The sequence below is a fragment of the Bacillus sp. NPDC094106 genome (genome assembly GCF_044764345.1).
GTDB lineage: Bacteria > Bacillota > Bacilli > Bacillales > Bacillaceae_G > Bacillus_A.
The window spans coordinates 14,313-28,413 of sequence record NZ_JBIWHY010000010.1; the positions used below are offsets into that span (position 1 = coordinate 14,313).

At 35.9% G+C, this 14,101-nt stretch carries 12 protein-coding genes, 1 pseudogene and 2 riboswitches; of the genes and pseudogenes, 9 read left to right on the forward strand and 4 right to left on the reverse strand.

Annotated elements, in window-relative coordinates:
* Window positions 1-40: 40 nt before the first annotated feature.
* Window positions 41-487, reverse strand: a complete 447-nt coding sequence (locus ACIQ7L_RS15565) for a MerR family transcriptional regulator (RefSeq protein WP_400570440.1) — start codon at window positions 485-487, stop codon at window positions 41-43.
* Between the two features lie 319 nt (window positions 488-806).
* Between ACIQ7L_RS15565 and ACIQ7L_RS15570 the strand changes: the two genes are divergently transcribed.
* The 3 genes and pseudogenes from ACIQ7L_RS15570 (at window position 807) to ACIQ7L_RS15575 (ending at window position 3,306) form a co-directional block, all read left to right on the forward strand.
* Window positions 807-2,009 carry an MFS transporter gene (locus tag ACIQ7L_RS15570; RefSeq protein WP_400570441.1) on the forward strand — a complete coding sequence of 401 codons (1,203 nt, stop codon included), beginning with the start codon at window positions 807-809 and terminating at the stop codon, window positions 2,007-2,009.
* Window positions 2,008-2,088 (forward strand): annotated as a pseudogene (locus ACIQ7L_RS28170) (YxeA family protein); the annotation flags it as partial. The gene ACIQ7L_RS15570 and the pseudogene ACIQ7L_RS28170, both read left to right, overlap by 2 nt.
* A gap of 345 nt (window positions 2,089-2,433) precedes the next feature.
* Entirely contained in the window at window positions 2,434-3,306 is an 873-nt protein-coding gene (locus ACIQ7L_RS15575; protein ID WP_400570442.1) for a YitT family protein, read from the forward strand.
* Between the two features lie 80 nt (window positions 3,307-3,386).
* On the opposite strand, the gene ACIQ7L_RS15580 is transcribed toward ACIQ7L_RS15575, so the two are convergent.
* Complete coding sequence (locus tag ACIQ7L_RS15580; RefSeq protein WP_400570443.1) at window positions 3,387-4,655, reverse strand: MFS transporter; 1,269 nt, start codon at window positions 4,653-4,655, stop codon at window positions 3,387-3,389.
* Window positions 4,656-5,427: 772 nt separating this feature from the next.
* A riboswitch (M-box (ykoK) riboswitch) is annotated at window positions 5,428-5,593 on the forward strand.
* Window positions 5,594-5,962: 369 nt separating this feature from the next.
* Between ACIQ7L_RS15580 and mgtA the strand changes: the two genes are divergently transcribed.
* From mgtA to ACIQ7L_RS15605, 5 genes are all read left to right on the forward strand, one after another.
* Window positions 5,963-8,662, forward strand: a complete 2,700-nt coding sequence (gene mgtA, locus ACIQ7L_RS15585) for a magnesium-translocating P-type ATPase (RefSeq protein WP_400570591.1) — start codon at window positions 5,963-5,965, stop codon at window positions 8,660-8,662.
* A gap of 267 nt (window positions 8,663-8,929) precedes the next feature.
* Window positions 8,930-9,631 carry an MgtC/SapB family protein gene (locus tag ACIQ7L_RS15590; protein WP_400570444.1) on the forward strand — a complete coding sequence of 234 codons (702 nt, stop codon included), beginning with the start codon at window positions 8,930-8,932 and terminating at the stop codon, window positions 9,629-9,631.
* A gap of 214 nt (window positions 9,632-9,845) precedes the next feature.
* Window positions 9,846-10,250: a phosphate-starvation-inducible protein PsiE gene (psiE, locus tag ACIQ7L_RS15595; RefSeq protein WP_097897419.1), complete on the forward strand. Its 405-nt coding sequence runs from the start codon at window positions 9,846-9,848 to the stop codon at window positions 10,248-10,250.
* A 250-nt stretch (window positions 10,251-10,500) separates the two neighbouring features.
* On the forward strand, window positions 10,501-11,016 hold the full coding sequence (gene speG / locus ACIQ7L_RS15600) for a spermidine N1-acetyltransferase (protein ID WP_400570445.1): 516 nt from the start codon (window positions 10,501-10,503) through the stop codon (window positions 11,014-11,016).
* A gap of 93 nt (window positions 11,017-11,109) precedes the next feature.
* Window positions 11,110-11,325, forward strand: coding sequence for a DUF3947 family protein (locus ACIQ7L_RS15605; RefSeq protein ID WP_400570446.1), 216 nt, complete (start codon window positions 11,110-11,112; stop codon window positions 11,323-11,325).
* Window positions 11,326-11,432: 107 nt separating this feature from the next.
* Here ACIQ7L_RS15605 and crcB (ACIQ7L_RS15610) read toward each other — a convergent pair whose 3' ends face one another.
* Both crcB (ACIQ7L_RS15610) and crcB (ACIQ7L_RS15615) read right to left on the reverse strand, forming a co-directional pair.
* Window positions 11,433-11,795 (reverse strand): fluoride efflux transporter CrcB, encoded by a 363-nt coding sequence (gene crcB / locus ACIQ7L_RS15610; protein WP_400570447.1) that lies wholly within the window; start codon window positions 11,793-11,795, stop codon window positions 11,433-11,435.
* The gene (gene crcB / locus ACIQ7L_RS15615; protein WP_400570448.1) at window positions 11,795-12,205 is read right to left on the reverse strand and encodes a fluoride efflux transporter CrcB; all 411 of its coding nucleotides are present in this window, start codon (window positions 12,203-12,205) and stop codon (window positions 11,795-11,797) included. The genes crcB (ACIQ7L_RS15610) and crcB (ACIQ7L_RS15615) overlap by 1 nt, the downstream gene beginning before the upstream one ends.
* A gap of 55 nt (window positions 12,206-12,260) precedes the next feature.
* A riboswitch (Fluoride riboswitch) is annotated at window positions 12,261-12,320 on the reverse strand.
* A 700-nt stretch (window positions 12,321-13,020) separates the two neighbouring features.
* On the opposite strand from crcB (ACIQ7L_RS15615), the gene ACIQ7L_RS15620 reads away from it, so the two are divergent.
* Window positions 13,021-14,079 (forward strand): endonuclease/exonuclease/phosphatase family protein, encoded by a 1,059-nt coding sequence (locus tag ACIQ7L_RS15620; RefSeq protein ID WP_400570449.1) that lies wholly within the window; start codon window positions 13,021-13,023, stop codon window positions 14,077-14,079.
* The last annotated feature ends 22 nt before the right edge of the window (window positions 14,080-14,101 follow it).

Consider the following 14,101-nt stretch of genomic DNA (forward strand, 5'->3'; position numbering starts at 1 on the left):
AATTTTCAAGATGAAACTATCAAAAATAAGTCCGTTTTTCTCACACCTTTTGCACAGATTCTGCTTCCTCAAATTGAACCAGCGCTGCTTTCGCACGATCCCTGAGTGAGACTAAATCTTCTTCGACCTTTAAGAGGTTTTTCTTTCTTTGTTCGATCAAGTTCAGCTGCTCTTCGATAGTATGTACTACTTTTCTTAACTTTTCTGTTTGTTCACTTGTGCCTTTTACTTGCCTGTAATCCGCTTTGCGAAGCTCTAACGTGTCGCTGAGCGCGATGAATTGCTGAAGCTCTTGAAGGGAAAAGCCCATTACTTCTTTGGCATTTGTGATTTTTTTCAGGAAGTCAATATGTTCCTGGGAGTATAATCTTATGCCTCCTTCACTTCGCGGGGGAGCAGGCAGCAGCCCGATTTGTTCGTAATATCTGATGGTTCGTTTCGTTAAACCGCTTTGCTTTGCTACGTCATCTATTTTTATTCCGTCCATCATTTCGCTCCCATATTTCTTTATTTTTTACTATTACACTAACAGGATGGAGCTTTTAAGCTCAAGACTATTATACTACAACTAGAGATTTTTCAGAAAAAACAAACGGTTTACGCTAACGATGAAGAGGGAGTTATTAATGAAATCATTCTTTTGTCCATTTCAATTAACGTTGACGTTAAGGTTAAAAAGTTTTATACTAATATTTGCAACGAAATTGCAATCATAGCTTTTCCAATATAAAGGGGATATCAATCAGGGAACTGTAAACAGTAGATTGAACTCGCCTCAAAACCATATATAAAGGAGTTTATAATGGATGAATTCAAATCAAGAATATTCACTTAGTGCCCAAAACCAATCGGCCAAACAGCCGCTTGTCGTTTGGGTTATCTTTTTTGCCGCAATCATTTCTTTCATGGGCTTAGGACTTGTCGATCCTATTTTACCTGCGATTGCAGAAAAACTTCATGCTACTCCAAGCCAGGTTTCCTTACTATTTTCAAGCTATAACTTGATCACTGGGATTGCGATGCTGATCACTGGCGTTGTCTCCAGCAGGATTGGCATTAAATGGACTTTATTGACCGGCATTCTATTTATCATCGTCTTTTCGGCACTGGCGGGTTCTTCAAACGGAATATGGCAAATTGTCGCTTTCCGAGGCGGATGGGGACTTGGTAACTCATTATTTATTGCCACAGCGTTGTCTGCGATAGTAAGTTTATCTGTAGGCGGAACCACCAAAGCAATCATTTTGTATGAAGCAGCCATCGGGCTTGGTATTTCCGTAGGCCCGCTGCTTGGCGGAGAATTAGGCTCTATTTCTTGGCGCGGCCCGTTCTATGGGGTAAGCGTGCTAATGATCATCGCTTTTTTTGCTCTTTTATTAAAAATGCCTCAGGTTGCAAAGCCGAAAGTAAAAAGCTCTATCCTTGATCCGATCAAAGCATTGAAATTCCCTGGATTATTAAGACTTGGGGTTACAGCATTCCTTTATAACATCGGATTTTTCACGTTAATGGCATACGCTCCATTCGTCATGGGATTGGATGAGCATGGATTGGGATATGTGTTCCTTGGATGGGGAATTTGTCTCGCTATCACATCCGTCTTTGTTGCTCCGAAGCTTCAAGCCAGATTTGGAACGGTTAAATCAATGTGCGCGATGTTAAGCTTGTTTGCATTAACTCTTTTGGCAATGGGAATTTGGACAGAATCAAGAACAGTTATTATTGTTTCCGTTATCATCGCAGGCCTATTCTTGGGAACGAATAATACATTGATCACTACAGCGGTTATGCAGGTTGCACCAGTAGAGCGCGCTACGGCCTCTGCAGCATACAGCTTCGTTCGTTTCATCGGCGGAGCGATCGGACCTTGGCTGGCAAATAAGCTTGCTGAAACGTATACTCCACATGTTCCTTTCGTAATTGGCGCTGTATTTGTATTCTTAGCCATGCTGGTTGTTGCTTTTGGACGGAAACACATTGCACATGTAGATCAAGTTAGCGGCCACTAAAAAAGGTGTAACATCCTGGGAAGAAATAAAGAAAGATGAACTCCCAGAAAAAGTTAAAGAAAAGATGGGCGTAAAATAAATATTAGTATATGTACAGCAAAAAACCTCTTTGAACATAAAGAGGTTTTTTGCTGAAAACAATTACCTTGTTAGGTTACAAACAGATGATTAACAATAAAGTTATTTAAAAATATGCCTGTTCTGTCATTCTGCAATCGGGGCATTTTGTTGAATAACAGCTTAAAAGAAAATTGGATATCTTTTTTACATTTTAGAAGAGATTGTAAGGAATTCTACTTAAAGAGGCAAAGGTTTCATAAGTATTCTGATGGGAATATGTTAGAATAGTTATTAGGAATGAGTCTAGCTGATTCAAAAATGTGTAGTAATGAAAAGAGAAAATAGTGTGAAACGGAGGAGTTATATGAGTACAATCAAAAAACACAAGCCCAATAAACTAAAAATCATTTTACGGATATTAATGATTATTATTGGAGCATTTATAACAGCATATGGACTAGAAGCGGTATTAATCCCAAACAACGTTTCAGACGGTGGTGTGACGGGTTTAAGTATTGTTAGCTCACAACTATTTGGATTACCATTAGGAGTTCTAATTGCAGTCATTAACATCCCTTTTGTTTGGTTAGGGTATAAGCAAATTGGTAGGAATTTTGCTATTTATTCGATTATCGGTATTGCTTCACTAGCAATCGGTACGGTTCTTATGCACCAAGTACCAACTATTATTGAAGGTGACACATTGCTAATTACCGTTGTTGGGGGAATTATCATCGGTTTTGGTATGGGGTTAGCATTGCGTAATGGTGGCGCATTAGATGGAATTGATATGTTAGCCGTATTACTTTCTCGGAAATTACCTTTTGGGACAAGTGATCTCATCTTATTTTTAAACATGTTTGTTTTTATTGTTGTCTCAACAGTATTTGGTCTTCAAGGGGCTATTCTTTCAGCAATTGCTTACTTTATTGCTTCTAAAGTAATTCACATCGTTGAAGTAGGTTTAAGTGGTTCTAAAACATTTAAAATTATCACAAAGGAACCTGAATTAATGGTAGAGACAATTCGAGATCGCTTAGGTCGAAGTGCAACGTATAACGAAGTTTACGGCGGTTATTCAAATGAACAATTTAAAGAAATTACTTGTGTCATTAACCGTTTAGAAGAGAGTAAAATGAAAGAAATCATTCATGAAATTGATGGAAATGCCTTTGTTACGGTATATGACGTAGCAGAAGTAAAGGGCGGTAATTTCAAAAAACATGATATTCATTAATTATAATTTAGAAAATTCTAATATAGTTTCACAAAAAATCACCTTTTTAGTTTGACTAAAAGGTGATTTTTATTAGGATATTATCTGGCTTTACGAGACCATAAAATTACAGGTACTAAGAGCAGTGAAAACAGACCACCAACTAATGATAATGTCGTGTAGCTTGAATTTGCAACGATCATCCCAGACATAGCTCCTCCAGACGCACCTGCTAAGGCAATAAAAACGTCCGCTGTACCTTGAATTTTTGCTCGATTAGAAGAGTGCGTATGGTCAACAATTAAAGTTGTGCCACTTATTAAGCCGAGGTTCCATCCTAAACCAAGTAAAGAAAGTGCAATAATTAAAGAAATCATACTCTCGCCTGATCCCAATGCTCCAACTAAACCTGCAGCTAGTAAAGTCATTGCAGATGCAATTGCCATTGATATTCTTCCAACTTTATCAATCAAATAACCTGTAAATAGTGATGGAAGATACATAGCCCCTACATGAATACCAATCACAAGTCCTATTGCTCCCATACTATGTCCATGATGCCCCATATGAACAGGGGTCATCGTCATAATGGCAACCATGATTAATTGTGTCAGAATCATAATGGTTGCTCCCAGGATAATTCCCTTATTATTACTTGCATGATTCACGATAAAAGTTTTGTCTTCTTTTTTGTTTTCTTTGTTATAAGATTCAATAGCTTGTGCAATAACAAATGGATCTGGTCTAAGTAAAATGAAGAGGACTAGCCCTGCTAATATAAAGGCCACTCCAGCTAAAATAAAGGGTCCTGCTAGGGCAGGTACACCAATTGAAAGAGCAAAATCTCCCATAACTTCGACTAAATTAGGACCAGCTACGGCACCAAATGTTGTAGATACCATCGCTATACTTACAGCTGCCCCACGCTGGTTATTATTCGCCAAGTCTGTTCCAGCATATCGAGCTTGTAAATTTGTTGCTGTCCCCGCCCCATAAATAAATAGTGAAATAAATAAAAGAAAAACACTATTAAGTATTGCGGAGATAACTACGCCAAGGGCTCCTATTCCTCCCACTAAGAAGCCTGTGAATAAACCAACACGCCGACCAAATCTCTGGGTGAGTCTCCCAACTAATAAAGCAGCTCCTGCTGAACCTAAGGTGAAAAGAGCAGCTGGTAATCCAGCAAAGGCTTCCGTCTGAAGCATTTGTTGAGCAAGAAGAGCACCTACCGTTATCCCAGCGGCTAAACCTGCTCCTCCAAAAATTTGAGACATACTAACAATGAGTAAGGTTCTTTTGTATAATGTCCTCTGTTTTTCAAGAGAATGAATATAGCTTTTTATCTGTAAGTTGGCATGGCTAGACATTTTAACACCTTCTTATTCGATATTGTAATTCTTAAAAATTAACCACTTTGTTTGCCAATTCTACTAATTTAACACAGTCATTCATTGTAGAAATTGGGCATGAAGTTGTATCATCTACTAATAAATTTGAAATAAAGGTTGGGTTTTGACCAAAGGTTGTTTCATAAAAAAGTATTAAGAGAATGGGGGGTAAAATGAAATAGTGCTTCTCAGCTAACTGTATAAAAATAGTGTATTTATGGCAATGTTTTGCTTCGAAATTCCCAAGAATAATTTTTAAAAAACTATGATTTACGGCAATCTTATGCTTCCTTTTTATTGTACGGGAACTCTCATTCTAGTATCGATTAGCACGTGAAGACTGTACTCTCGAATGCGAAGTCTATCAATAAGTTTTTTATACTATATATATATCCATTTTGATTTTCCGGCATATAAGTCGCGGCCATGAAGAAGAAAAAGTGAACTGCACTCGTTTGCTCTCTTTGTTTTCATTTGGCATGGAGCAGGAAAAGGATCTGACCGCTGCTATGCATGGCCGGATTCTCTCTCCCACCTAAAAAGAAAGGTTTTATGTCGATTTTCAATTTGTATTTATATAGTTGTATTTTTGTTAAGGAAAGGCTACCTTCCATGCTGTTAGAAATTTGTATGGATTTTTCAAAGATTCGCATCATATTTACATCAAACTGAATTGTTATATGATTTAAAATTAAATAAAAAAACGATTGACACCTTTCTTTAGCGGGGGTATATTATGTATGAAAATTAAATATGACTCTGTTAGGTGAGGCTCCTGTATAGAGAAACGCTGCTGCCCAAAAATGTCGAGAGACGCCAATGGGTCAACAGGAAAGGTCGGAATGAAGGCCTTTTTTAACGTAGCTGGTTTGAACCTATGCTATACAGTGCTAAAGCTCGACGAGGGAGAGGTGCGATTATTCTGATATGGACTGCTTGAACTAGCGGTGGTATCAGTGTGTTTATTTTGTGTATATTCAGGCCTTTACTCGTCTATGAGTAAAGGCCTTTTTTGTTGGAATAATACACCTTTCTCTCAATCTTAACATAGCATATCCAAGAAAAATGATTCGGATAAGGAGGTGGGGAACGATGGCACTTGGAGAACCGAGCCCGATACCCATATGTTTAACATTTATATTTCATCATGTAGGTAGGAAACGAATTGTTCCTCCCTCTCTAAAAAAATAGATAGTCGAGAAACAATGAATTTCCTCCTGCGTGTATAAAGGGGGAAACTACCGATGTTACGTGAAAAAAAACAACTTGAACATGTCCAAACAGACATGTATCAAACAAATGAAGGTACACCAAAACGAAACAAACAAACTTCTCATAATCAAGAAGTAATTAAGCAAAACAATGAAATATTAGTAGAAGTTGCTACAACAGATGTTCAATCCGCATTAGCTTTTTTAGAAACAACGCCAAACGGTCTTTCTGAAAAAGAAGCTGAAAGACGTATTGATATACATGGAAAAAATGAAGTAGCACATGAAAAGCCGCCAGCATGGTACGTTCAATTGCTGCTATCATTTAAAAATCCATTCATCTTTGTATTGTTAGCTTTAGGAATCTTGTCTTTCTTCACTGATGATATGAAGGGAACTATAGTTGTAACGGTCATGGTTGTCTTAAGTGCTACCATTCGTTTCTTGCAAGAATTCCGTTCTCAACAAGCAGCAGAAAAATTAAAGGCAATGGTTCGTACGACAGCTACTGTTTTGAGAACGAAAGAATTCAAACATAACATGGATAAAAAAGCGGATATCAATAACAATCATACACGGGAACTTCCTATTGAAGAACTTGTACCTGGTGATATTATCATGCTTTCTGCGGGTGATATTGTTCCAGCTGATGTTCGCATTCTTTCAGCTAAAGATTTATTTGTAAACCAATCTGCTCTAACTGGAGAAGCTTTGCCTGTTGAAAAATACGAAGATTTCCATAATTCGAATATTAATGCGAAAAGAAATGGCGATCCGCTTGAAATGGATAATTTATGTTTTATGGGAACAAATATCGTAAGTGGAACTGCAATTGCTGTTGTTGTATCAACAGGCGCAAATAGTTATTTTGGCTCATTGGCAAAGAGTGTAATTGGTAAACGTCCGGAAACAAGCTTTGATAAAGGCGTTAATAAAGTAAGTTGGCTGTTAATTAAATTTATGCTTGTCATGACGCCTATTGTATTTTTTATTAATGGGATTTCAAAAGGTGATTGGAAGGAAGCGTTCTTCTTTGCGATTGCAGTTGCTGTAGGATTAACACCGGAAATGCTTCCGATGATTGTAACGGCAAATTTAGCTAGAGGCGCTGTGCAAATGTCTAAAAAGAAAGTAATTGTGAAACAGCTAAATTCAATTCAAAACCTTGGGGCAATGGATGTTCTTTGTACAGACAAAACAGGAACATTGACTGAAGATAAAGTCGTATTAGTCCGTCATCTTGATCCAACAGGAAACCAATGTAAAAGTGTATTACAACTAGCCTATCTAAATAGTTTTTATCAAACGGGATTAAAAAACCTTATCGATAAAGCGGTTATTCAGCATACAGAAGAGAAACATCAATTAGATACAAAGGAATTTCATAAAGTAGATGAAATCCCGTTTGACTTTGCTAGGCGCCGTATGTCCGTAGTTGTTAAAGATACGAGCAAGATGAACTTAATGGTTTGTAAGGGTGCGGTAGAAGAAATTTTATCTATTTGTACACATACGGATATTCATGATGAAATACTTCCTCTTACGAAAGAAGTAAAGAGTAAGGTTAAGTATCTTAGTGAACAATTAAATGAGGACGGCATGCGTGTAATTGCAGTGGCTTATAAGCTTGAAGCATCTAATGATGAGAAAGCTTATTCTATTCAAGATGAATCAGATATGATTTTCGCAGGATATATTGGATTTTTAGATCCTCCAAAACCATCCGCAGCGTCTGCAATTCGAACATTACAAGAACAAGGCGTACAGGTTAAGATTTTAACTGGTGACAATGAAATTGTAACGCTCAAAGTATGTAAAGAAGTAGGATTGGATATAGGGGAACCTGTACTTGGTTATGAAATTGATCATTTACCGGAAAAGGCATTAGCAAAATTAGCAGAAAGAACAACTGTATTTGCGAAATTAAATCCAATGCAAAAGTCACGTGTCATTAAAGCATTGCAAGCAAATGGTCATACTGTAGGTTACATGGGTGATGGTATTAATGATGCGGTTGCACTTCGCGATGCAGATGTGGGTATATCTGTTGATACAGCGACAGATATCGCGAAAGAATCATCTGATATTATCTTGCTTGAAAAAAGTCTGAATGTACTGGAAGAAGGTATTATTGAAGGGCGTACAACATTCGGGAATATTTTGAAATATATTAAAATGACGGCAAGCTCTAATTTTGGAAACGTATTTAGCGTATTAGTAGCGAGTGCATTTATTCCGTTTCTTCCGATGTTAGCTATTCATTTGTTAATTCAAAACTTGTTATATGATTTATCGCAGCTTTCTATTCCATGGGATAAGATGGATAAAGAGTTCTTAGAGAAGCCTAGAAAATGGAACACTTCAAATTTGCGTAATTTCATTATCTGTATTGGTCCTATTAGTTCAATCTTTGATATTACAACATTTATTGTGATGTGGAATGTGTTTGGTGCCAATACGGTTGCAGAACAATCCTTGTTCCAATCCGGCTGGTTTGTAGTGGGATTACTTACGCAAACGTTGATTGTGCATATGATTCGAACACAAAAGATTCCATTTATCCAAAGTACGGCCGCTATTCCGGTCCTATTATTAACAGCACTCATTATGGCTATTGGTATTTACGTTCCGTTTTCCCCACTAGGGGCTGCTGTGGGGTTACAGCCACTTCCACTTAGCTATTTTCCATGGTTAGTAGGAATTTTAGCAGGATATGCTGTATTAACGCAATTTCTTAAGCAATTATATATTAAAAAATTTCATAGTTGGTTATAACATCTTCTTTTCTAGACATGTAAATCTGATTTAACAGAAATTTTATCAGAAAGAAGGTGAGAAATATGCACTTTGAACATGAACTCCTATTGCATATTTCTATTGTGAATGGAGAAGCGCAATTCCCATTAAAATCAATGTTAAAACCAAAAATAAGTGGCGAAACGTTTTATACCATATAATCGTTAAAAAGTAATATGGAATGAAAAAGGAGGTTACTTTTGCAGTCCTCCTTTCTCTATGTATAGATAGTTGGAGGTGAAAGATATGGCATGGCAAGATATTGTAATCCGTTTACTTGTTGCTATATTTGCTGGAGCTTGTATTGGAACGGAGCGGCAATGGCGGCACCGTATGGCTGGATTACGCACGAATGCTCTCGTGTCATTAGGAGCTTGTTTGTTTGTTTTATTATCTGTTATGACTTCAGGAGAAGGAAGCCCTACACGTATCGCTGCTCAGGTTGTAAGTGGAATTGGTTTTCTTGGCGGTGGAGTCATTATTCGAGATGGTTTTAGTATTCGTGGATTAAATACAGCTGCTACGTTATGGTGTGCTGCAGCAGTTGGTACTCTTGTTGGGGCTGGGTTTTTAGAAGTGGGTATTATTGGTGCTTTCGGGGTTATTTTAGCAAACATTTTCCTTCGACCTGTGGCATTGTTTATGAACAAAAAGTCCCGAGATCAACAGCAAGAAGATATGAGCTACATGTTATCAGCAACCTGTTTAGATAAAGATGAGTCTCATATTAGAGTCTTGTTAATGCATATGGTTCATACAGAAGGAATTGGTCTGAAAGAATTGTTTAGTGAAGACATTGAAGATGGCAAAAAAGTAGTTGTACAAGCACTTTTACATTGTGATTCAAAAAAAGCTGCGCTTATTGAAAAAATAGTGAGTCGCTTAAGTTTAGAGGCTGGTATAACAGCTGTCGGATGGAAAGCTATTACAGAACAAGAGTCTGATTAACTTAGTAAACATTCCTAAGCCAATAAAAGAAAGTACACCAGTATAGACGATGGAAATCCTTTATAAAAGAGTGAGAGTAACTTCAATCGTGTTTGTAACATGAATAACCGTAAGGGGGAACGAAATGGATTCTCTTTACGGTTCTTTTGTCTAGTAGGACAGTTTTGCTATAATGTACAAGTATGATTTATCTACAAGGGGAGTGCTAGAAGAAATGCGATCATTTAATGTTGATGAATTTATTGCCAGTGTTTTACAATGGATATTAAATACAGCTCTTATCATATTATCCATTGTTCTATCTATCTTTTTAATTAATGAAACAATCACATTTATACAATACATATTTTCAGCAAAAAAATACACATCTTATAAATTAGTTGAAAGTATTATTGTTTACTTTTTATACTTTGAGTTTATTGCATTAATTATTAAATATTTTAAATCAAATTACCATTTTCCATTACGATATTTTATTTACATAGGAATTACGGCTTTAATTCGATTAATTATTGTTTCTCATGAAGAACCACTTGAAACATTATTATATGCAGGAGCTATTCTCATTTTAGTAATTGCTTTATATATATCTAATATGAGGGATTTGAAGAAACACTAAATATGATTTTGTACGGTATATGAAAACAAATCTATAAAATATGTAAAAAAATAGTGCAAACCGAGGGTTGGTTTGCACTATTTTTTATAAATTTAGTCAGAAAAAGAGAACAAACGCATAGTTACTCCCCCTTGACCTTTAAGTTACTTTAAGGTTTAGAATGTGAGTAGAGAGCTGTAAAGGAGCGTTTTGAAATGAAAAAAATTGAGAAACTAAACGGAGAAATTATTTTATCTTTGGGGGTAAGAAAATGAGTCAAGAACTGAAACTACGCCCTTTAGAACGAGAAGATTTGAAATTTGTTCATGAGCTTAATAACAATGCACATATTATGTCTTATTGGTTTGAAGAACCGTATGAAGCTTTTGTGGAGTTGCAGGATTTATATGATAAGCATATTCATGATCAAAGTGAACGTCGTTTTATAGTGGAAAAAGATAATAATATGGTTGGATTAGTTGAGTTAGTGGAGATCGATTATATTCATCGAAGAACAGAATTTCAAATTATCATCGATCCAAAGTATCAAGGTTATGGTTATGCAGCGTGTGCAACTCGTTTAGCGATGGATTACGCTTTTTCAGTATTAAATATGCACAAACTTTATTTAGTAGTAGATAAAAAAAATGAAAAAGCTACGCATATTTACAAAAAAGTCGGTTTTATAATTGAAGGTGAGTTACAAGATGAATTTTTCGTCGATGGTAACTATCATAATGCAATCAGAATGTGTATTTTCCAGCATCAATATTTAGATATGAAATAATTAATTTTTATCTTCATGGAATGAAACACTTCCTTGGAGATATAGACATAACATGTAAAAGGTAATCTGATTATGCATACAAAAGTGAGATGAATGATTGTGATAAATCATTATTTTGACAACGGAAGGCAAGTTGCATCAGCGATTACAGCAGCTGGAGCACAGGCAACGATCCATGCAGTTTATCAAGCTATGCAGCACAATCACCACCTTTTCTTGCCATATCATCATCCTGTGCATGTTGTACATCATGGTATATATCTAACTCATTTCTCAGCAATTCCATTTGGGTCAACGTATACAATGTAGCATTGTGATTTACTCAAATCGTCCACATAATAAAACAAAAGGGATGGTGACTCATAAAAAATGTCACGATCCCTTTCGTTTTCATTTCACTACTTTGTTTTGTAATACTATATTCTGCCTAACTTCATTCCAAGGAATGCGAGCAGGATACCGATGCTATAAGTGGCGCCTAGGTATAGGAAGGAAACGCCAAATTTTTTACTAGTGAAAAGCTGGATAGACTCTAATTTAAATGTAGAAAATGTAGTGAAGGCCCCCATGAACCCTGTTCCCAACAATAATTGCCAACTTTTATCTATGCCTTTACCAACGATATATCCAAGTAAAAATGCACCTGTTATATTGATCAGAAATGTAGCAATTGGAAAAGATATTGCGTTTCTTTTCTTGAACCAATTGCTTATGCCAAAGCGGGTAATGGCACCAAAGAAACCACCAATCGCTACCAATAAAGCATGATACTCTGTCATTACTTAGTTCCCCCTCTGGCTGTGATAGTACGCTTTGCATATAAAATATCTCCAAATTTATAACCCAGTCTAGACATAAGGAGACCACCCAACATGCTGCATAATACATATAAAATTGCAAGTATCCATTCTGAATGATTGATTAATTTAACAGTCTCTACACTGAAAGTAGAAAAAGTAGTAAATGATCCTATAAACCCCGTTCCAATTCCTGTGACAATCTCTGAAGGAAGGACGTCCAAACGAGAAATATAAGTAGTAATCCAGCTTAGTACAAAGCATCCAATTAAATTAATCAATAATGTAGCTAATGGGAAAATATGATGCCAAAGCATATCGAGATTAAGTCCTAAATAATAACGGGAAAGAGCACCTAATATACCTGCGATGCCAACAATAATATATACCATTTCCTTCACCTCTCTTATAGAGTGCTCAAAACAAATAGACTCCTACCAGTGTATATTACTGGTAGGAGTCATTAGCTAAGCAGCGGTTATGGCGAACTCCATCGCCCTATGTATTTCCTATTTATTAGTGTACTAAATATATTTAAGATTTCCAACAAATATGTGTTTTGTTTTGTGAAAAATAAACAGCATTTGTATTTTGCAATTTTGAATACATTCTTGCTCAAAAGTAGCGATTGTCGTTAATTTGAATAGGAAATAATGCTGATACTTTGATTATCTTTCATTCCACAAAACTAAACTCTATAAGTTTGCCGAAGTGAAGAGTTTATATTGTCACGGCACTTAAAGTTATATGTGTATAACAATTGTGAAGTGAAAGAAATTGGAAATAGTGGTTATTTGTCACGTTATTGATATGGATAATATTACTTTGTTTTGTTAAAATTAAATATAATGATATATAGTTTTCAATGTGATAAAATAGCATGTATATATGTAGAATGATTTTATTTAACTGAAAATATAGAAAATTATTTAAAGAGATTTAGGATTTAGAAAAATGTATTTTGAAACAGTAAGAAGATGATAGAAATATTGATGTATATATACATCAATAAAAAAACGACATAAAACCTCTCTTTTTAGGTGGGAGAGAGCATCTAGCCATGCATAGAAGCGGTCAGGTCCTTTTTCTGCCACATGCGAAGTGAAAACAGAACGAGCAAACGAGTGTAGGTTACTTTTTATTCTGCATCGCAGGGATTTAGATGTCGAAACATTAAAATGGATTTGTATAAAAGGGAGTCATTTGCTTGAAGAAGATTCTTAAAGTGATTTTCATATTGGTTTTAATAGTAGCAGGTGGTCTCGCTGCATTTTTAGCGTATATGACAATTACAGATGTGGAACCAGCTGCTGCTACTGAAGTAAAGGTGGAGAATAATAAAGCGAGAGTATTAAAGCAAGGGAATGATTTTAAAGTTACTACATTTAATATTGGATATGCTGGTTTAGATAAAGATCAAGATTTCTTTATGGACGGAGGAGAGGGGTCGCGTTCTAGTAGTAAAGGACAAACAGAGACGAATTTAAAAAATATGCTTTCTTTTTTACAGAGAGAGGATGCTGATTTTGCGTTATTACAAGAAGTAGATGTAAAAGCGTTACGATCCTTCGATATAAATGAATATGAAGTATTTAAACAAGGCTTGCCAAATTATGCATCATCATTTAGCTATAATTATAACGTACAGTGGGTCCCTGTTCCTTTGGCAAAACCAATGGGTTATGTTGAGGCGGGATTAGGAACATTCTCTAAATATACGATTCAAAAAGCGGCAAGATATCAGCTTCCAGGAATAGAGCCTTGGCCGAAGCAGTTGTTTGATTTAGATCGAGCGATTGTTGAGCATACAATTCCTGTTGATAATGGCAAATATGTAAGACTCGTAAACTTACATTTATCGGCTTATGATGAAGGCGGAAAAATAAGAAGACAACAAGTGGATTATTTAAAACAATATATGAACAAACGCTATAAAGACGGTGATTACGTAATATTAGGCGGAGATTGGAATCAGTTAGTTTCTAATGTTCAATTACAGGATCCTAATTTTTTAAAAGTATGGCCTGAGTGGTTAGTAGAATTGCCAAAAGATTTTACAGATGGTGGGTTCAAATGGGCAGTAGATTCGTCAGTTTGGACAGTAAGGGATGACGCTAAGAAATATGTAGAAGGCGAAAACTTTGTGACCATTATTGATGGGTTTTTGGTTTCACCAAATGTCGAAATTGTAAATGTACAAGGAAAAGATTTGAAGTTTGAAAATAGTGATCATAACCCAGTGAGTGCTGTGTTCAAATTGAAATAACTGCTATATATACATCACCTAA

Excerpts from the sequence above, each read along its gene's own strand:
- ACIQ7L_RS15565 (WP_400570440.1), bottom strand. The coding sequence starts at position 487 with ATGGACGGAATAAAAATAGATGACGTAGCAAAGCAAAGCGGTTTAACG.
- ACIQ7L_RS15570 (WP_400570441.1), top strand. The coding sequence starts at position 807 with ATGAATTCAAATCAAGAATATTCACTTAGTGCCCAAAACCAATCGGCC.
- ACIQ7L_RS15575 (WP_400570442.1), top strand. The coding sequence starts at position 2,434 with ATGAGTACAATCAAAAAACACAAGCCCAATAAACTAAAAATCATTTTA.
- ACIQ7L_RS15580 (WP_400570443.1), bottom strand. The coding sequence starts at position 4,655 with ATGTCTAGCCATGCCAACTTACAGATAAAAAGCTATATTCATTCTCTT.
- mgtA (WP_400570591.1), top strand. The coding sequence starts at position 5,963 with ATGTATCAAACAAATGAAGGTACACCAAAACGAAACAAACAAACTTCT.
- ACIQ7L_RS15590 (WP_400570444.1), top strand. The coding sequence starts at position 8,930 with ATGGCATGGCAAGATATTGTAATCCGTTTACTTGTTGCTATATTTGCT.
- psiE (WP_097897419.1), top strand. The coding sequence starts at position 9,846 with ATGCGATCATTTAATGTTGATGAATTTATTGCCAGTGTTTTACAATGG.
- speG (WP_400570445.1), top strand. The coding sequence starts at position 10,501 with ATGAGTCAAGAACTGAAACTACGCCCTTTAGAACGAGAAGATTTGAAA.
- ACIQ7L_RS15605 (WP_400570446.1), top strand. The coding sequence starts at position 11,110 with ATGATTGTGATAAATCATTATTTTGACAACGGAAGGCAAGTTGCATCA.
- crcB (WP_400570447.1), bottom strand. The coding sequence starts at position 11,795 with ATGACAGAGTATCATGCTTTATTGGTAGCGATTGGTGGTTTCTTTGGT.
- crcB (WP_400570448.1), bottom strand. The coding sequence starts at position 12,205 with ATGGTATATATTATTGTTGGCATCGCAGGTATATTAGGTGCTCTTTCC.